The sequence below is a fragment of the Paenibacillus thermoaerophilus genome, assembly GCF_005938195.1.
GTDB lineage: Bacteria > Bacillota > Bacilli > Paenibacillales > Reconciliibacillaceae > Paenibacillus_W > Paenibacillus_W thermoaerophilus.
The window spans coordinates 24,548-43,036 of sequence record NZ_VCQZ01000003.1 but is presented as its reverse complement, the minus strand read 5'-3'; the positions used below and the strand labels follow the sequence as shown (position 1 = coordinate 43,036).

The window sequence follows — 18,489 nt, the reverse complement described above, 5'->3', positions numbered from 1 at the left end:
TCCAGCCCGCCGCATCTCCCCGCATCTTAACCGAAGTGCCGTTTCGATTTCCATAACACGCCGCTTTTGAGCAGGCGAGGAACTTTTCCGAGCATGACCGTGCTTTTGCCCATAACGCCGAAGCCGGCTTTTTTGCCGAGCGAGCCGAGCATGCCGCGCAGCCTGATTTTTTTCAGGTGAGGGGTCGTTCCTTTCCAGATCGCCTGCAGCACCTCCGCCACCTGCGCTCCCTGGTGCTGGGCGAGCTGTCCGCTCGGGGAGTGGGGCAGGCTCGCGCAGTCTCCCACGATAAACACGCCCGGATAATCCGGAAGCTGATGGTAGGCGTCGATGATCAGACGCCCCGCCGGGTCCTTCGGAAGCTGCAGCGCCTGGACGATCGGACTCGGCTGAATGCCAGCCGTCCACACCGTTACGTCGGTGACAATCGGTTGTTCCCGGTTGTAGACGACGCCTTGCTCCACGCGGGATACCGAGACGTTGGACACCAGCTCGACGTGATGCTCGGTGAACCACTGGTGCACGTACCGGCTCAGGCCTTCCGGGAAGTGGGACAATATGCGGGGGCCCCGGTCGAGCAGTCGGATGTTGAGATCGGGGCGGCTCTCCCGAAGCTCGGAGGCCAGCTCGACGCCGCTGAGGCCGCCGCCGACGATGGTGACTTGGCCGTACGGGCGCACGTCGTTCAGCGCCTGATACGTTCGGCGCGTCGCGGACAGCGTCTGAATCGTCTGCGTATACTGGTCCGCGCCGGGGATTCCGTGGAATTTGTCCACGCATCCGAGCGCCAGCACCAGATATTCGTAAGGCACCGGATCGTCCTGATCCAGAAGCACGAGTTTGCGGTCGAGATCGACTCCGGTAATTTCGCCGTAACGTACGGTCAGTCTCGGGTCGACGGGGAACGGCACGCGGATGTCGAGGTCCGACACCGTTCCGGCCGCAAGCGCGTAATACTCCGTCTTCAGTCCTTGGAACGGCATGCGGTCGATCAGCACCAGCCGCGTATCCGCGGGCAAGTCTTGCTCCAGCAGCTTGTTCGCCACCGTTTGGCCGCCGTAGCCGCCGCCGATAATCACAACCTGTTTCATGAGAGACAACCTTCCTTTTTCATCGAAAAAACCGCGCGGACAGCCAAGTCCGGCGGTCTGGTTATAGAATGGTTCGGGATGGGAGAAGCCGGCTGCGCCGGGCGGCTTCTTCCGATCGGCCTACTGCCTTGTCCTATCGCCGCAGCCCGCCCGTCGGGCGGACGTTGATCATGAGCTGTTTATAGTGTTCCACCAGAAGGGCAGCGTATCAAAAAACATATTCGGATTCACCGGCGAATTGCCTACCCAGAACGTAAAGTGCAGGTGCGGGCCGGTGGAGAAACCGGTCGAGCCGACTTTGCCGATCATGTCGCCCCGCTTCACCCGCTGTCCGGGCGTCACAAGGATCTCGTCCAGATGAATGTACTGGGAAAATAAATTCATGCCGTGATCGATATAGACGGCGTTTCCCGTTAAATACAGTTCCTCCGCGAGCACGACGAATCCGTCGTTGGCTGCCTGGACGGGAGTCCCCTTCGGAGCGGCCAGGTCGATCGCCTGATGGCTGCCGGCAGATTGGCCGTTGACGTAGCGGGTGAAGCCGTACGGCGTCGTCAGGCGCCCTTTGACCGGAAGCAGGAAGGGCTCGCGTCCGCGACCGAGCCGCACAGCAGCAGCGCAATCAACCAATTCATCCGCCAACCCTCTCGCGCTTATTCGTAAATATGAACCGGATGGTAGAACGTATCGCGTTCGACCGGGATGCGGGCGGCGCCTTTGATCAGGTGCACCAGATCGTCCTTGGTCAGGCTGTCCGGAGAGGTCGCACCGGCCGAATGGCTGATCCGTTCGTTAATGATCGTGCCGTGCACGTCGGAAGCGCCGAACGCGAGCGCGAGCTGCGTCACCTGCGTGCCGAGATTGATGAAGTAAGCCTTAATGTGCGGGAAGTTATCGAGCATCAGACGGCTGATCGCGATCGTCTTCAGATTCTCGAACGCCGAGACGCGCCGCTTCAGGCCGGCGTTGACGCTGGCGGGTTGAAGCGCGTTCGGGACAAACACCATGAATCCGCCCGTCTCGTCCTGCAGCTCGCGCAGCAACAGCATGTGGCGGATGCGTTCTTCCTTCGTCTCTACCGCGCCGTACAGCATGGTGGCATGCGTCTTCATGCCGAGCTTGTGAGCGGTGCGGTGCACGTCCAGCCATTCGTCGGAGGACGCTTTTTCGACGCGCATTTTTTGACGGTAGCGGTCGCTGAGGATTTCGGCGCCGCCGCCAGGCATCGTGTCGAGACCGGCGTCGCGCAGCGTGCGGAGCACGTCCTCGTAGCTCAAGCCCGAGATGCGCGAGAAGAAGTCGATCTCCGCCGCCGTATACGCTTTGATGGTGACATTCGGGTACTCCTGCTTCAGCACGCGGATGCACTCGACGTAATAATCGAACGGCACGTGCGGGTTATGTCCGCCCGTAATATGGAACTCGCGCATGGCGGGGTGGTAATGCTTCGCCACGTAATCCAGCATGCCCTCCGGCGAAACCGTATACGCGCCTTCCTCGCCTTCGTCCCGGCGGAAATGGCAGAACGCGCAGCGCTCCTCGCATACGTTCGTATAATAGAGGCTCATATTCTGGATAAAATACACATGGCGGCCGTTCAGGCGTTGATTGACTTCGTCCGCGAGCTGGCCGATCGTCAGCAAGTCGTCCGACTCGTACAGCGCGATTCCGTCCTCCAGCGTCAACCGCTCCCCGTGGCGAACCTTCTCCGCGACCTCGGCGAGCCTCAGATCCGGGTTCCCCATGATTGTCGTCATCCCGGTCTCCTCCTTGTCTCTCTACGGATGGAAAAATATTTGTGAAAACATGCACAAACGAGCACATCCACGGCGGCCCGATCGGTTACTTATCATCCCATCTATTATAATCCTCATGGTAAGGCTCGGCAACCGGAAGAAATAACAGCCGGTTCGAGCGTCAAACGCTTTTTCGGTTGCGGGCTTTTTTGCGCCGATGATCTTTGAGATAATGGCCATAATCGTTTTTACATATGATGAGGGGAGTCAACCATGATCCAAAACGAAAAAATCAAAGCGTCCTTCGTCGAGCTTACCGGCGTGAACGGCGAAGACCTCATCATGGGTCCGATTTACGGGTTCCTTCGAAAAGCGTAAGGTTGGTCGATGCAAAGTCCATATATCGGGAATTCGATAACCCCTTCTATTAGCATCGATATTTACGAAAGAGCCTTACTCATTTACAGAGGCGTTTCCAAACGAAAAATGATGTGTAATTCAAAGCACCAGAGATGAATCGTGCAACCATAACCACAATGCGACGAGCTCTTGCGTTGTGGTTTTCTTTTGCGAACTCCGTAACATTGCCGCAGCAAATCAAAATATCGGCTCATTGTTCGCGTTCGGACGGGGATTTTACAATGGGATCAGTTCCGATAGAAAGGAGATAGAAACGCTTTATTTGCGGTTGTCCGGTCCTCTTGTACAAGGGGACCGAATCTGAACATCAATCCAAGCGAGCCGGGGAGGGAAAGGATCAAGATGAAACACCAAAGGAAACGACCGTTGCGCAGAGGAATGTGGATCGCGTTGTCGTTTATTCTGGCATGGGCGATCGGCGGGTTGCAGGCTGCTCCCGCGCAAGCAAGCGAGCCGGGAAAACTGAGTTACAAGCAGTACGGTCCGCCGGAGCCGCTGCTTGCGCCGATCAATGCCGTCAGCATTTACGACGGGGCGGTTGGACAGGAAGACGGCCATGATGTGCTGTATACGACGGTTAAGGGATCTCCCGCCGTGCTTAACGTCGTCGATCTGGACGACTACAAGCTGCTTCGAAGCTTTCCGCTCGAAGGAGCCGGCGATTCCTGGCATCATGAGGTCGCTGTTGACGGCTCGGTTTATGTAACCGGCGGCAAAAAACTGTGGAAGTATTCGCCGGTCACCAAACAAGTCCAACCGGTTGCGGACTTCGGCACGGAAGCCCCGTGGTCCTTGACGACGGATGAGGCCGGAAATGCGTATGTCGGCACGTATCCGGGGGGCAACGTGTTCAAATACGAGGCGGCGACCGGACAGATTACCAACTACGGCCGCATGATCGGCGTCCAGGAGCAGGAATATGTGCGCTCGATCGCTTATCATCAAGGAACGATTTATGCGGGAACCGCTCACGGCCAGCTCGTCAAACTCGATCCGGCGACCGGAACGAAAACCGATATTGCGGCTTCTCTGGGAGAGCAAGGATTCGTCTACGATCTGGACGCGGTGGACGGCCGTTATTTGTTCGCCCGGTATTCTGAAAGCAAAAACATGTACATTTACGATCTTGACGAGGGCAAATGGCTGGATATCGTCTTGTCCAACGTAAGCGGTCTGCATGTAACGGATTCCCTCGACGGAAAAGTGTATTTCGTGGCGGACGGCAAGCTGAAATCGATCCGGCTGGACACGCTGGAAGTCGCCGATACGGGAATGCCTTACGCGAGCAGCCTCAGAGGCGCGGACTGGGTTCAAGTGGAGAACGATCCCGATCTGCCCGGCTGGAATCTGGTTACGGTTCAATTCGCCGGCCGCATCGCGTTCTTTAACATTCAGACCGCCACGGTCAAATTTTACGACCCGGTCGTTCAAGGCACGCCGCTGCCCCTTCACGGGATGGAGAAAGACCCCGACGGCAAAATTTACATGAGCTCGCTGGGCGCCGGCGTGGGAGCGATTTACGATCCCGCAACCGGAGTGAATACGCCGATGGCCATCGGACAAGCGGACAGCATGCACGTGTTCGGCAACAAGATGTATATGGGCGTTTATCCGGGCGGCAATATTTTCTCCTTCGACTTGACCGCCCCGCCAAGCGCGGAAAATCCGAAGCATGAGTTCCAACTGGGAGACGGGCAGGATCGGGTCGCCGTCATCACCTCCGGCGGCGGGAACGTGTATTTCGGCAGCATCTCCACGTATGGACAATTAGGCGGAGCGGTATCGGTCTACGACCCCTCGGCGCCTTCCGGCGGACTGCGGGTGTACCGGCATATCGTGCAAGATCAAAGCGTGATCGGTCTGGCCTACAAAGACGGGAAGCTGTACGGTTCGACGAACGTAAACAACGGGCTCGGCAGCAATCCGACGGCAACCGAGGCGAAGATGTTTGTGCTGAATGCGGCAACAGGCGAGAAAGAGTCTGAATTTTCGCTGAATATCGACGGGGTCGTCCAACCGAAATTTATCGGCAGATTAACGGTCGGGCCCGAAGACGGCTACATCTGGGGAGCGGTAAACGGCTACGTGTTCGCTCTGGACCCGGCGACGCTGCAAGTCGTGAAAAGCAAGAAGGTGTACCACGGATCGGTCGATCTGGGTGCTTGGTCCGCGGTTGAACTGGAATGGTCGGAAGACGGGATCTTGTACGCGCTCTTCGGAACCGAACTCATCGCGGTGGACCCGGAGACGTTGGCGTATCGAAACGTGACGCGCGCTTATGGATTTGTGATCGGCAACGACGGGCATTTGTATTACTCCTCCGGGGACGACAAAACGATGCTGAATCGTATCCAGGTCACGACGCTCGATGAGCCGATCGATCCCGAGGAGCCGGAAGAACCGGGACAGCCGGGAGAACCCGCGCCTTCGACCGTGTACAACGGCAGCTTCGAATTGCCGCTGGACAACGGGAAAATTCCGGGTTGGTCCAGTTTGTTTGGGACTTCCGCAAAAGTCTATTACGAGGTCAGCAGCGAGCGCAGCGCCAGCGGCAGCAAGAGCCTGAAGGTCGTCGATACGCTGCGGAACGTGCCGGGAGAACCTGTAACGGCCGTCGCCCTGCAAAGCGACAAGATTGAAGTGCTGCCGGGCGAACGGTATAGGGCAAGCGTGAAGATGTATATCGAGGAAGGGACGCCGAGTCTGCTGTTCCGCGCATTTGACGAGAACGACAAGCAGGTGGCCGAAGGCTTGACGCATGTCTCCACCAATCCGGGGCAATGGCAGGATGTTACCGCCGAATTGACCGCCCCGCCGAATGCGAAGTATGTCCGGGTATTCGCTTCTTCTTCAAGCTACAACTTGTCGAGGGTTTATTATGACGATTTTAATGTGACCGGTAAATTCCCCAATCAGGACGCAACCGCGGGCAAGTTGAGCATTTCCGCTCCGGGCACGGTTGCCAAGGGGCAGAGCCTTAACGTATCGCTGCGGGCGGAGGACGCTTCGGACTTGTACGGCGTGAGCGCGGTAATCCGCTACGACCCCGCGAAATTCGCGGTTGAATCGGTTGCCGTTTCCGAAGCGTTTAAAGGCGGGAACGACGTGTTCTTCGATTACCGGACGGACGAACCGGGGAAAATCCAGCTCTTGGCCACTCAGCTTGCGGACCGCAGCGTCAACGGCAATACGGAAATCGCCGTTATCCGTTTAAAGGCGCGGGATGCGCCCGGGAACACCGAGCTCAGGCTCGACAAAAGCTCGGAGACAGCCAAGTCCGATTCGGATGAAACCGGCGTGACATACCCGCTTGGAGAGGATCAGGTTCTTGCCGTTCAGATTACGCAATTGCCGGAAGACGTGGATCAAAACGGCGTCGTTAATCTGATGGATTTGATTGCCGTTGCCAAGCATGCGGGACAACAGGCCACGGAGCAAACGCGCAGGCTGGATGTCAACGGAGACGGCCATATCGATATCGCGGACGTCGGCTTGGTAGCGGCCCAAATCTTGCAGTAACCGCAAATCCGGGATCGCCATCCGCCTAATCTCGAACAGATGGGAGTTTTGTTATGCGCAAGACGGCTTTGTTGGTGTTGGCATGGCTCCTCGGCTGTTACTCGCTTCCGGCAGCCTCGGCGGCGGAATACCCGGAATCCGAAATCGCCTTGCGGGTAAATACCGCCTCCGTCCGGCAAAACGGAGAAGTTGTGGTCACCGTAACGGCCAATCCGGCGGACCGGCTCTACGGGGTCGAGTTCAAAGTGCTGTACGATGCAAGCGCGTTGGAACTGGTGAAATATGCCGGCGTGTCCTACTCGGTTCTCGATAACGATTTGACGGACAAAGGTCTGCTCTACGTGCCCGCTTTAGCGAAGGAAAAGTCGCGAAGCGGCCGGCAGGATCTTGTGGCGATAACCTTTAAGGCGCTCAAATCCGGGGATACGGCGGTTGAAGCCGTCCCCGTCAAAGGAGTGACGGATGAGCGTACGACCCGGGTGGTCGACGGGCAGACGTATCCCGATTTGGTTGCGCATCCGCTTAAAGCGGGAGTGTCGAAAATCGCGATTCGCATAACGGGGAACGAATCCGCCGGATCGTCTTCCCCGGTTTCCGGCGCCCCGTCGGTGCGCGAGATCGTCGAGGCCGTCGGCAAGGAGCCCGGCCGGCTCAAAGCGGCGAACGATCTGGCGGACGGATTAAACCGGCTGACAGGCGTTACGGAAGAGGAACGGCCCATCGTCGAAAAACTGGTTCGCGAGACGTCCGCCAGATTGCTGACGCTGGAGTTTGCGCCCGGAGCGCAGTCTTTGACCGTGGACGCAGCGGCGCTGGAGGGCTTGCTCGCGGCTGCGGACAAGTTGCGGGACGCGTCCGGACGGATCGGCCTGGAAGTTCCTGCCCCCGCTTCCCTGAACATCGCGATTCCTGACGGGAACTCCGGGCGGATGACCTTCTCCTCCGCTGCGATCGAAGCCATGCGGCTTCGGGGGCTTCATCTCTCCGTGCACGCGGAGGGCTTGGCGATGACCGTTCCGGCGGAAACGCTGCGTGAGGCGGGCGGCGACACGGCGACCTTGTCGATCAAACCCGGCCCCCGGCGTCACCGGCAGACGGAAACCGGCAGCTTCGATCCGCTGGCCAGTTACGTGTTCGAGCTTGGGTCCGGCCGGGAATTCGCGAAGCCGGTCACGATCCGGTGGTCTCATCCGGAGGAGGCCGATCCCGATCTGCTGGGCGTTTACCTGCTGGATGAAGAGCGGGATGCCTGGACGTATGTCCGCGAAACGGAGCGCAGCAGGGACAACCGTACCTTAACCGTCCGGCTGACGCATTTCAGTACGTACGCGCTCGCAGCCTACAACCGGCGCTATGACGACCTGGGCTCGACTTACGAGGAAGCGGTCCGGGCGATACGAGGGCTAAGCGCGCGCCATGTGCTGAACGGCATCAGCGATACCGAATTCGGTCCGCGGAAGGAAGTGACGAGGGCGGAATGGACGGCCATGCTGGCGCGTGCCATGGGCTGGACGGCAAGCGCGAAAGGCGCGGGATCGTTCAGCGATGTTCCGGAGGGCCGGTGGTATACGGAGGCGGTAGGCATCGCGTACGAGCGGGGATTAATCGACGGCTATCCGGACGGAACGTTCAGGCCGGACGTTCCGATCAGCCGCGCGGAGCTGGCGGTTTTGCTGGCAAGACTTAACCTCGAATCCTCTGCCGAAGAACATCAGACCCAGCGATTCGAGGACGATGAATTTATACCGGAATGGGCTGCCGAAGCGGTCTACAAGGCGAAGGCCCGGGGCTGGCTGAGGGGCGACGCCGCCAACCGGTACAATCCGCACGAGCATACGGTGCGCGCCGATGCCGCGGTTGTGCTGTACCGATTGCTGGAAAGCGAGTTTAAACCGGTGTCTGTATCCGATTAATCTGGAGACGGAGGTATGAATGTATGGCAATGGGGACAAAGACGTTCCGACGGATTGCTGTTCTGCTCCTGTCCGTATGGGTGTTATCCGCTTTAACGCTGTTGCCGCCGGGCAGGGCGGCGGCAACCGGCTCGCCGGTTTTTAACGCCAGCTTCGAGGAACCGGTCACAGGCTCCCAAATTCCGGGCTGGTCCGAATTTATCGCGCCCGGCAGCGTCAAGGTCTCGTACGGGGTAACGAACGAGAAAGCCCGGACCGGCAGCTACAGCTTGAAATTGACGGATATGGATGACGGAAAAGGCGTCGCCATCTGGTCGCAGCCGATCCCGATCATCGCCGGCGAGACGTATACCGGTTCCGTGTGGATCTACATTGAAGGGTCGACATTTAACAACGGGTCGGGCAGTGTGCCGAACCGCGCCAGCTTCGTGATGCGGTTTTATGACGAGAACGGCACGCAAGTCGGAGGCGACAACGGGGTTGTCCATCATTCGGCCGGACAAAGCCAATGGGTGAAGCTGCAGACAGGCGCGCTCACGGCGCCGGCTAACGCCAAAACGGTCCGCGTCATGGCCTCCGTATCGAACCTGTGGCAGACCAACGGCGCTTATTATGACGATTTCCATATCGACGGCGTGTTCCCGACAGAGGACATTCCGGCCGTTCAGTCGCTCGCGCTTGCGGGTCCGGCATCCGTACCGATCAACGGAACTTATGAAGTCGGTCTGTCCGCGCGCGGAGCTTCCGGCTTGTACGCGGTGAACGCCAGCATTTATTTTGACCCGCAGCAGTTTCAATTCGTATCGGCCGAAGGAGCCGGACCGTTCGCAAGCGAAGGCCAGGCGTTATTCAGATCGCAGCAGACGCAAAGCGGAAAGGTTCAGATCGTGGCGACGCAATTGGGCAACCACGCCGTCACGGGAGATGTCCAGGTGGCGACATTGAGATTCAAGCCGCTGCAGAAGACCGACGCGGCCGTGATCCGCCTGGACCGGGGCGCAACAACCGCGAAGATCGACGCCGATGAAACAGGCAAGCTGTACACCTTGGGGACCGATGTCGAGCTGTCGGTCGGCATTCGGGATCGGCTTGAGGATGTGACAGGGGACGGCAAGGTCAATTTGGCCGATTTGGTGGCGGCCGCCAGAAAAGTAGGCACCGCCGTTAGCCCGGATACGGCGAAGTTCGATCTGAATGCGGACGGAAAAATCGATATTGCCGATCTCTCGCTGATTTCACTGGCCATTTTCGAAGGAGGCGCGCCATGAACTTGAACCGCTTGTCCAAAAGGTTGACGCGAACGATATCGGGAGCCGTTCTGGCAGCCGCGATCTGGCTTCCCGCGGAAAGTGCGGATGCCCGCATCATGAAGGAACTCGGAGAACCGGCCGCTCTCGGAGAGCCGATTCAGCAAGCCGCGCTGTTTGACGGCGTCTACGGTACGGAGAACGGTCAGGATATGCTGTATACGACCTCGGCAGGCAACCCGGCCATGTTTAATGCCGTGAATCTGGATACCTATACATTGGCGCGCGCCTTGCCTTTGCCCGTGGGGAAAAGCGCCTGGGCCCACGTAACCGCTCCGGACGGGAGCGTGTATATCGGCGTGTCGGACGGCGGCCCGATTCTTCTGCGCTACAATCCGGCCTCAGGGACGATCGACAATCTGGGCGCGGCGGTCTCCGGCGCGAAATCGGTATGGTCGCTGACGGCGGATGAGCACGGGAACATATACGGCGGGACGTTCGACGACGGGAAAGTGTTTCAATACAATCCGGCAACGAACCAGTTCCGCGATTACGGGGTGATGGTGGAAGGGCGAGACTATGTCCGCTCGATCGCTTACAAAGACGGGTATGTGTATGCCGGCATCGGGGCGGTCGGCGACTTGGTCAAGCTGAATGTGGAGACCGGAGAGAAGACGGTTATTCCGCTGAAACCGATCGAAGGCGTCACGCAGTACCCGTTCGTCTACGGCCTTGATGTCCGCGGCGACTATTTGTTCGCGTTTCTGAGCGGCGACGGCAAAGCGATCTACATCATCTACGATTTGGACAATGAAACATGGCTGGATCAAGAATATTGGGGAGTCTCCGGACTGCGCGTATCGCCCGAACGCAACAATAAAGTGTATTTTGTTCAGAACCGGGAGCTGATGGAATGGGATATGACCACGCGCACCGCCGAACCGACGGGGATGACTTACGGCTCCAGTCTGCGCAACTCCGGCTGGGTGCGGCTCGACAACGACCCGCAGATGCCCAATCCCGTTCTGGTGACGGTTCAGTATGCCGGAGGAACGGCCTACTTCGATGTCGATGCCCGGAAAGTGACGACGAAGCCGGCTGTCGTGAGAGGAAGCTCGCTGGGCATCCAGGCGCTGGAGAAAGGGCCGAACGGCGTTCTCTACATGAGCGGCTATACCGCCGCGACGGGCGCGGCCTACGATCCGTCCACGGGCCAATTCTCCACATTCCCGCTGGGCCAGGCCGAGAGTATCGGCTCAAGCGGGAATACGGTTTACTTCGGCGTATATCCGGGGGCGGAAATCCGCGCGTATGACACGGGAAAACCGCTGAAGCCGGATATGCCGGATCAAAACCCGACCCTGCTCTTTAAGGTTGAAGACGAGCAGGACCGGCCGTATGTCAATACGTTCGGGGACGGCAAGGCGTTCTTCGGAACGATCCCGACTTACGGCAAGACGGGAGGCGCTCTGGTCGTCTTCGACGAATCCGATCCGGCCGGCACTTACAAGGTATACCGCAACGTCGTGCAGGACCAGAGCATCGTCGGATTGGCTTACCGCGACGGTTTGATTTACGGCTCGACCTCAATTCGCGGCGGTCTGGACAGCGTGAGTCCGGCAACCAAAGCCAAAATGTTTATCTGGGATGTGGAGAAGGAAGAGAAAATCTTGGAATGGGAACCGGACATCCCGGGCGCTGCCAAGGCCCCCATCATGATCAGCGGCTTGACATTCGGACCGGACGGCTTGTTGTGGGCCGCGGCGGACGGCATCTTATTCGCGATCGATCCGGATTCGCGGGAAATCACGAAAAGCAAAGTCATCTTCCCCGGCGTGGAAAACTATGGGATGTGGCGTCCGATTCATATCCGGTTCTCGGACGACGGACTCTTGTACACCGACATCTACGGTAAGCTGGTCGTTGTCGACCCTCAATCGCTCGAGTTTGCCAACCTCGGCGTGTCCGCAGCATTATTTACGATCGGCGACGACGGCAACTTGTATTACGCGCAAGAAGGCACGTTATACGAACGCAGCGTCTCCGATGCGGAATACGCGTCGCCGGGCCGTTTAAGCCTGGAAGCTCCCTCAAAAGCGGCGCCCGGCGAGACTTTTGAAGTAAAAGTTCGTGTGGCCGACGCCTATCGCTTGTACGCAGCGGATGTCAGCCTCGAATTCGACCCCGCGAAGGTGAGGCTGACGGACATCCGCGCAGGCGACGCCTTCGCGGCCGACGCGTTTGCCGATTCGCGGACGGATCACGCCGCGGGGACCGCCCGCGCGGTCGTTACGAAATTAGGGGACCAAGAAATAAACGGGAATGCGCATGTGTTTACGTTTGTGTTCCAAGCGCTTGATGTCAAAGGTCCCGCATCCGTAACGCTGAAGCGGGGGTCCGCCCTCGGCGCGGTTCATACGGCGGAAAGCGGCCTGCTATACGCCGAAGCGGAGGACCGGTCGATTGCCGTGAACCTGAGGGATCTCACCGATGTGAACGGGGACGGCCGTGTCGATGAAATCGACCTGGTGGCGGTCGCCAAGCGGGTCGGCGCCTCCTCGTTCGATCCGGATCTGGATGTGAACGGCGACGGAACGATCGATATCACCGATGCGGCCCTCGTGGCGATGGACTTGTTCGAATAACGGCGACGGCGTCCGCCTGACCGGTTCGCCCCGCTCTTCCGGCGGGGACGGTTCGGAGGCAGCGGCCGCTTCTTTCCCGGAAGAAACAAAAACAGGTTGGGCAACGGTTTCCGGTCGCCCAACCTGTTTTTGTCGTTCCGATCTGTTTCGGAGCTGTGCCGCCGATCTATTCGTCCAATTTCCCGTTGTCCGACGGCATGAAATCGTGCATGGAGGGATATGCGGGTTCCAGTTTGCGCCGGGAAATCTCGCTGCGAAGCAGGTAAATAAAATGAGGATCAAGTGCCAGATCGATTGCGTCCCGGTAAGCTTGAAGGAGATTTTCGTCGCTAAGAATTTTCATGTCGTTCACCTTGCCGTATAGTCTTTCTCATCCGGAGATGTCGAAGTTTGTCATTCGGTCGTGCGGTCCGACATGCGCGGATGAATGTCCCGAACCGATTGCGAGGCACAAAGTCACGCATCCTCGCACGTTTCGCCGGTACGAGCCGGGATGACCATGTTTCAGCCTGGGATGTCCAATATATACTCCTATCGTAACCATTTTCCGGGTGGGGTTCAGCACATTTCCGTTGCATTCCAATGCAAATTTGCATTCGTGAAAATGAGTTGCGGGCAAGCGGCTGACGAAGATTGTAATATGGTATGATAGAGGATACCGGGAGAACGGAGGAGGGGATCGGATTCAAACTCTCCTGATAATTGCACAAATAGGGGGTAGATGGTAAATGCTGAACGTAAAATAACGGCAACTCGCGGCTGCCGGTATTTTACCGATGGAAGGAAGGATTACTGCCACCAGGGGTCCGCGTAAGTATCGCTGCGCTGTACAAGAAAGGATCGCTCGATTCGTTCCTTCTCGTGTTTGTCGAACATGGGGAAATAGTTGTCGAGAACGGTTTTTCGCTGATGCGGAGCGGTTTTGCTCAGCATTTTGACGGCCTTCCGCAGATCGGGCAACCAGGCGGTCGCATCCATGCTTGTTCACCTCGCTCTCTTCTATGGGTTTCTAATATTTTATACCATTAAATAGTAGAATTAAAAGGAGAAATCCCGGATCGATGAGAAGATTTTTTCGATTTCTCTTAATCGGCTACGCGCTGCTTCAAATTTGGGCGTTTTACCTGATGCTCTCTTACCCGGTTCTCGGCATTTACTTGCAGGAAAACTCCGACGGCTGGACCATTTCGAGCTATAATCCGCGAATGTTGTCCGTCGACAAGATCCGGGAGGGAGACAAGGTGCTGGAGGTCGACGGCGTGCCGACCGGTGAATACGATTCGGTGATCCGGTGGAGGACGATCGACCAGGCAGACTCCATCCTGCTGGAACGGGACGGAGAGAAGATTCGGGTCGATTTCCGCGATGAGCCCCGATTGACCTTTGACGACAACTTCAACTTCGCGATCAGCCTGGCCGGGTTCAGTATCGGGTTTACGATTCTGCAAAAGTTGTCCCACTCGAGATCGGCGCAAATTCTGGCGCTTGTCTTCCTGAACATCGGGCTGGAATTCATGAATTTGTCCAGCTCCAACCGCGGGGACGCGATCGGGAAGTATATGGTCGGCATCGGTCTTATCCTGCTTCCGGTTTTGTTTATGCACTTCCTGATCGTGTTTTTGAAGGAGAAGGGAGATCTTCCGCTGTCCAGGCGGTATTTGTACGCGCTGTACGGCGCCGTCGCCCTCGTCGGGCTCGTGCAAACCGCTTTCTTTATCGAGCCGTGGGCGAATTACGTTCACCGCTATACGTCCCAACTGCTGCCCATTCTATTTATCGTCGGGATTCTGCTTGTCCTGATCAAGCTTGTCATGATTCAGATCCGGCATTACAACCGGAAATCTTATGTCACGACGTTTCTCAAATTCATCTGGGGATCGATGCTGATCTCGTTTTCTCCGTTCGTTCTGCTGTCCATGCTTCCGATTGCCCTGTTTGAGAGGCCCTGGATCGATACCTTTTATACGAGCTTGAACATGCTGCTGTTTCCGTTGTCGTTCACGTATCTGCTGGCGACCAAAAAGCTGTACGACATCGACATGGTCGTACGGCGGGTGCTGTTCGTGCTGTCGATCGCGCTGATCCCCAGCGCCGCGCTGACCGCGGTTATCGGCGTTTTGCTGCCGGAAGCGGCCGTAAGCCGGCTGCTGCTTGTGTTTGTGCTGATCCTGATTACCCTGTCGTTTATGCTGTACTCTCTCGAGTATTTTACGGTCAAGCTGGAACGGTTCATGTTCCCGAGGAAATACGCGCTCAGCCAGACGCTGAAGAAGATTGCCGGCAATCTCGGATCGATCTCAAGCTTCCGCGAGATGGAGGATCTCGTCCTCGTGGACATCGTCCGGACGCTGGAGGTATACGGCGCCGCGATCGTGCTGAGATCGCCGGACAGCGTCGAGGTGATCTCTTCGGGAACGATCGATCCGGACGAACTGAAACGGCTCGATCCGAAGATTCAGCGGGATCAGGACCGTTCCGGCTACACATGCCTGGAGATTCAGAGCAACGAGGAGTACGAAAGCTTCCTGATTCTGACGCGGAAGCGCTCCGAGACGCAGATCGGGCGCGAGGAGACGCAGTGGCTCTCCCTGATCGTATCGTATTTGTCCGTCAGTCTGGAGAACGTGCATCTCATCCGCAAATTGATCGGCAAGCTGGAGCATCTGGCCGCCAAGCTGCCCGACGAGAACGACGCCGGGGATATCGCCTGGTTCCGGAAATTGATGTTCGAATTGCAGGAGGAAGAACGCGTGCGGATCGCAACCGACCTGCACGATACGACGATGCAGGATTTGTTTTTCCTGAAGCGCAAGCTGACCTCGGTGATCGCGAACAACGCGCTGGTCCCTTCGGCGGCGCACAGTCTGGAAGCCATCGCCGATTATATCGACATCATCAATATGAATCTGCGGCAAACCTGCTTCGAGCTGAACCCGCATCTGCTGGCGGAGCTGGGGCTCATCAGCACGGTCCGCAAGCTGATGGATCTGGAGCAGGGCCGGTGCGATTTCGAGCTCCGGTTCGAGACGGCCGGCCGCGTCGAGATGTTCGACCGGCTCGATCTGGACATGCAGCGGCATCTGTTCCGGATCGTGCAGGAGCTGCTGAACAACGCCAAAAAGCACTCCAAGGCCAGCCGGGTCCTGTTCCTTCTCAGCGGGGAGGCGAACGGCGGCGTGCAGTTAATCTACGAGGACGACGGCGTCGGTTTCGCGTCGGACCGGGACCGGGAGCTCGAGATCGGTTCGGGAACGGGATTGGATCAGATCAAAGGCCGGGTGCTGGCGATGAACGGCCGCTACGAGCTGGAGACAAGCGAAGGAAACGGCGTGAGATTTACTGTGAAGCTTCCTGAAGCAAGGAGGAAAACGGCATGAAAAAAATCGTGCGGGTCGCCGTGGTCGACGATCACCCGCTGATGGCCAGAGCGACGGGACAACTGCTTGAGAACATCGATTCGCTTGAGCTGGTCGGCATCGCGGAGGACGGGAAATCTTGCCTGGAATTGGTCGAACGCGAACGGCCCGAGGTTGTTTTTCTCGATTACCAGCTTCCGGATTGCACGGGGACGCAGTTGATTCAGGAGTTGAAAACGCGGCATCCCCAGATCCGGATCGTCGTGTTCAGCGGGGTGGACATCTCGGACATGCTTCTGACGTTTCTGGGGCTGGGCGTAAGCGGGGTCATCTCCAAGGAGACCGACGAGACGACGCTCCGCGCGATGATCGTCTGCATTCTGAACCACCAGATCGTGCTCCCCCGCTCGCTGCTGACCAAGCTGAAGCTGCCGGTGCCGGATGTGACGCAAGAAGTCGAGTTGACCGAAAACGAGGTCATTATCATGAGCATGGTGGTTAAAGGGGCCACCCACGAGCAGATCGCGGAACGGATTCATGCCAGCAAGCGTTCCGTCGATAATTATTTGAAGCGGATTTACGACAAATACGGCGTGCAGACGCGCATCCAGGCGGTCGAACGGTTTATCCGGAGCCAGTATTACGTCGCCGACGCGGCGGGCAAGGAGGATTGACATGACAAGCGCGGGCTCGCCGGTATACAAGGAAATGCGGGACATAATCGACGGCACGGTCGGGAACGTTCAATTGCGTGAACTGCTCGATGCATGTATCCGGCACAAGGAAAACGAACGCTCCCGCTGGGGGGCTATCACGGAAGCGGCGCACGAGCTCGCCGGAGGACGGTCGCCGAAGATCGGACGGGCCGCCGCGCTGACGGAATTGGCGCTGCTGGCGCTGGACATCGTGGACGACTTGCAGGATCAGGACAACGGCGGCGCGCCCTGGATGAGCTGCCCTTCCTCTCACGCGATGAACGCGGCGCTGGCGCTGCTGGCCCTCTTCCAAAAAGAAACGGCGGACCACCCCCGGGGAGCGGAGGCGATCTCCCGTCTCGGCAGTCTGCTGCTTCGCTCCATCGACGGCCAGCAAGCCGATCTGAACGGTTCCGTCGAGACGGAGGCCGACTATATCGAGATGGTGAGGCGCAAGTCGGGGTCGCTGCTGAAGCTGGCTTGCTTCATGGGGTACTCGCTGGCCGACGGAATCGAGCCGGAGACGGCGGAGCGCATCGACGAGCTGGCGGAAAACTTCGGCATCGCGGCGCAGATCGGCAACGATCTGAACGACGTGCTTCGGTACGACGTGAAAAGCGATTTTCTGCACCGCAAGCGAACGCTGCCGATCCTGTTCCTGCTCGAAGACAGCGCCGCGGAATTTCCGCCGCTTCGCCAATATTACGACGGGGAGCTTACGCAAGAGCAGTTTCTGAGCCGAAAGCTCGATTGCCTTCAATATATTCTGGACTCCGGCTGCGTCCAATATTGCCGGATTGTCCAGTCGTATTACATGGATCGGGCGGAGGCGCTGCTTGCGGCCATTCCGAGGGACGAGTCCAGCAAGGAACGGCTTCGCCGGCTGCTGTTCGCCGGCCCGCACGGCCCGCCAGGCTCATGACGGCCAAGTCCACCGAATGCCGAATCCCGGCGGACGTCCGCTCCGCAGACGTTTCCAAGCGTAGAAGGGGGCTCGACGTAATAAGCTGAAAACGACCGGATGACGGCGAACGCGCTCCGGCGCGCTTGAAGCGCCTTGATCGGACGGCCGCGAGCCGCGCCGGGACGGCGTGCCCTTGAGCGTGCGCTTAAATCGGAGTATACTGAGGGTACGAAGGAGGGATTGCCGATGGATCTCGTCAAAATCACCGAACCGGCCGCAAACAAGATCAAGGAACTGCTTGCCGCCGAAGAGACGCCGAACCTGTTCCTGCGTCTTGGCGTCAAGCCGGGCGGCTGCACCGGCTTCACATACGGCATGGGCTTCGACAATGAGCAGAGAGAGGACGATCATGTGCTGGAGCTTCACGGCATGAAGGTCGTCGTCGATCCGGAGAGCGCCAAGTTTTTGTACGGTCTGGAGATCGATTACCAGGAAGCCGCGATGGGCGGAGGGTTCACCATGAATAATCCGAACGCCGTCGCCACTTGCGGATGCGGCTCGTCCTTCCGCACCGCCACCGATGCCGGCAAGCCGGATACGGAGTGCTGACGGCAGCTCCGGCGCATCGGCTTTGTCAGGCGTTGCGATTCGCAACGTACCGGTTACAGCCATTCTCGGCACGAACGGGTTTCCCGTCCGTGCCGATTTTTATTTTCGGATTCCGGACGAAGACGGAACCCGCGGCCGATCCGGAACATGTTGAAGCGGCTCGAACCCGCTCGAAATATAAAAGCGTTCGCGGAATATTCCGGGACTCCCGTCCCATCTTTCCGACAACATCTGTATTCACAGCCTGTGCATAACCTTATCCACATTATCCACCGGACGAACCGCGTATAACGACGCCGTTTTAGACAACAATCAACAGATTATTCCCAACTTTTCCACAACAACCTGTGCGTA

General features: G+C 58.1%; 13 protein-coding genes. 8 read left to right on the top strand and 5 right to left on the bottom strand.

The window, feature by feature from the left end; translation table 11 throughout:
* Nucleotides 1-26: 26 nt before the first annotated feature.
* From FE781_RS03010 to mqnE, 3 genes are all read right to left on the bottom strand, one after another.
* Nucleotides 27-1,091 (bottom strand): NAD(P)/FAD-dependent oxidoreductase, encoded by a 1,065-nt coding sequence (locus tag FE781_RS03010; RefSeq protein ID WP_138788161.1) that lies wholly within the window; start codon nucleotides 1,089-1,091, stop codon nucleotides 27-29.
* 168 nt (nucleotides 1,092-1,259) lie between these two features.
* Nucleotides 1,260-1,733, bottom strand: a complete 474-nt coding sequence (locus tag FE781_RS03005; RefSeq protein ID WP_281281865.1) for a M23 family metallopeptidase — start codon at nucleotides 1,731-1,733, stop codon at nucleotides 1,260-1,262.
* Nucleotides 1,734-1,744: 11 nt separating this feature from the next.
* Entirely contained in the window at nucleotides 1,745-2,848 is a 1,104-nt protein-coding gene (gene mqnE / locus FE781_RS03000; protein WP_138788159.1) for an aminofutalosine synthase MqnE, read from the bottom strand.
* 741 nt (nucleotides 2,849-3,589) lie between these two features.
* Here mqnE and FE781_RS02995 point away from each other — a divergent pair.
* Genes FE781_RS02995 through FE781_RS02980 form a run of 4 tightly spaced genes read left to right on the top strand, consistent with a single transcriptional unit; the run spans nucleotide 3,590 to nucleotide 12,571 of the window.
* The gene (locus FE781_RS02995; RefSeq protein WP_138788158.1) at nucleotides 3,590-6,766 is read left to right on the top strand and encodes a cohesin domain-containing protein; all 3,177 of its coding nucleotides are present in this window, start codon (nucleotides 3,590-3,592) and stop codon (nucleotides 6,764-6,766) included.
* Between the two features lie 53 nt (nucleotides 6,767-6,819).
* Nucleotides 6,820-8,679 (top strand): S-layer homology domain-containing protein, encoded by a 1,860-nt coding sequence (locus tag FE781_RS02990; protein WP_138788157.1) that lies wholly within the window; start codon nucleotides 6,820-6,822, stop codon nucleotides 8,677-8,679.
* A 23-nt stretch (nucleotides 8,680-8,702) separates the two neighbouring features.
* Entirely contained in the window at nucleotides 8,703-9,947 is a 1,245-nt protein-coding gene (locus FE781_RS02985; RefSeq protein ID WP_138788156.1) for a cohesin domain-containing protein, read from the top strand.
* Nucleotides 9,944-12,571 carry a cohesin domain-containing protein gene (locus tag FE781_RS02980; protein WP_138788155.1) on the top strand — a complete coding sequence of 876 codons (2,628 nt, stop codon included), beginning with the start codon at nucleotides 9,944-9,946 and terminating at the stop codon, nucleotides 12,569-12,571. The genes FE781_RS02985 and FE781_RS02980 overlap by 4 nt, the downstream gene beginning before the upstream one ends.
* Before the next feature lie 166 nt (nucleotides 12,572-12,737).
* On the opposite strand, the gene sda is transcribed toward FE781_RS02980, so the two are convergent.
* Nucleotides 12,738-12,914, bottom strand: coding sequence for a sporulation histidine kinase inhibitor Sda (gene sda / locus FE781_RS02975; RefSeq protein ID WP_138788314.1), 177 nt, complete (start codon nucleotides 12,912-12,914; stop codon nucleotides 12,738-12,740).
* Nucleotides 12,915-13,360: 446 nt separating this feature from the next.
* The gene (locus FE781_RS02970) at nucleotides 13,361-13,549 is read right to left on the bottom strand and encodes a hypothetical protein (protein ID WP_138788154.1); all 189 of its coding nucleotides are present in this window, start codon (nucleotides 13,547-13,549) and stop codon (nucleotides 13,361-13,363) included.
* An 83-nt stretch (nucleotides 13,550-13,632) separates the two neighbouring features.
* On the opposite strand from FE781_RS02970, the gene FE781_RS02965 reads away from it, so the two are divergent.
* From FE781_RS02965 to erpA, 4 genes are all read left to right on the top strand, one after another.
* Nucleotides 13,633-15,948: a sensor histidine kinase gene (locus FE781_RS02965; protein ID WP_138788153.1), complete on the top strand. Its 2,316-nt coding sequence runs from the start codon at nucleotides 13,633-13,635 to the stop codon at nucleotides 15,946-15,948.
* Complete coding sequence (locus tag FE781_RS02960) at nucleotides 15,945-16,601, top strand: response regulator transcription factor (RefSeq protein ID WP_138788152.1); 657 nt, start codon at nucleotides 15,945-15,947, stop codon at nucleotides 16,599-16,601. The genes FE781_RS02965 and FE781_RS02960 overlap by 4 nt, the downstream gene beginning before the upstream one ends.
* A gap of 1 nt (nucleotide 16,602) precedes the next feature.
* The gene (locus FE781_RS02955) at nucleotides 16,603-17,544 is read left to right on the top strand and encodes a polyprenyl synthetase family protein (RefSeq protein WP_138788151.1); all 942 of its coding nucleotides are present in this window, start codon (nucleotides 16,603-16,605) and stop codon (nucleotides 17,542-17,544) included.
* Between the two features lie 228 nt (nucleotides 17,545-17,772).
* Nucleotides 17,773-18,135: an iron-sulfur cluster insertion protein ErpA gene (erpA, locus tag FE781_RS02950; RefSeq protein WP_138788150.1), complete on the top strand. Its 363-nt coding sequence runs from the start codon at nucleotides 17,773-17,775 to the stop codon at nucleotides 18,133-18,135.
* Nucleotides 18,136-18,489: the final 354 nt, after the last annotated feature.

What these genes read in the sequence shown, in the direction of transcription:
- FE781_RS03010 (WP_138788161.1), bottom strand. Translation starts at nt 1,091, where the DNA reads ATGAAACAGGTTGTGATTATCGGCGGCGGCTACGGCGGCCAAACGGTG.
- mqnE (WP_138788159.1), bottom strand. Translation starts at nt 2,848, where the DNA reads ATGACGACAATCATGGGGAACCCGGATCTGAGGCTCGCCGAGGTCGCG.
- FE781_RS02995 (WP_138788158.1), top strand. Translation starts at nt 3,590, where the DNA reads ATGAAACACCAAAGGAAACGACCGTTGCGCAGAGGAATGTGGATCGCG.
- FE781_RS02990 (WP_138788157.1), top strand. Translation starts at nt 6,820, where the DNA reads ATGCGCAAGACGGCTTTGTTGGTGTTGGCATGGCTCCTCGGCTGTTAC.
- FE781_RS02985 (WP_138788156.1), top strand. Translation starts at nt 8,703, where the DNA reads ATGGCAATGGGGACAAAGACGTTCCGACGGATTGCTGTTCTGCTCCTG.
- FE781_RS02980 (WP_138788155.1), top strand. Translation starts at nt 9,944, where the DNA reads ATGAACTTGAACCGCTTGTCCAAAAGGTTGACGCGAACGATATCGGGA.
- sda (WP_138788314.1), bottom strand. Translation starts at nt 12,914, where the DNA reads ATGAAAATTCTTAGCGACGAAAATCTCCTTCAAGCTTACCGGGACGCA.
- FE781_RS02970 (WP_138788154.1), bottom strand. Translation starts at nt 13,549, where the DNA reads ATGGATGCGACCGCCTGGTTGCCCGATCTGCGGAAGGCCGTCAAAATG.
- FE781_RS02965 (WP_138788153.1), top strand. Translation starts at nt 13,633, where the DNA reads ATGAGAAGATTTTTTCGATTTCTCTTAATCGGCTACGCGCTGCTTCAA.
- FE781_RS02960 (WP_138788152.1), top strand. Translation starts at nt 15,945, where the DNA reads ATGAAAAAAATCGTGCGGGTCGCCGTGGTCGACGATCACCCGCTGATG.
- FE781_RS02955 (WP_138788151.1), top strand. Translation starts at nt 16,603, where the DNA reads ATGACAAGCGCGGGCTCGCCGGTATACAAGGAAATGCGGGACATAATC.
- erpA (WP_138788150.1), top strand. Translation starts at nt 17,773, where the DNA reads ATGGATCTCGTCAAAATCACCGAACCGGCCGCAAACAAGATCAAGGAA.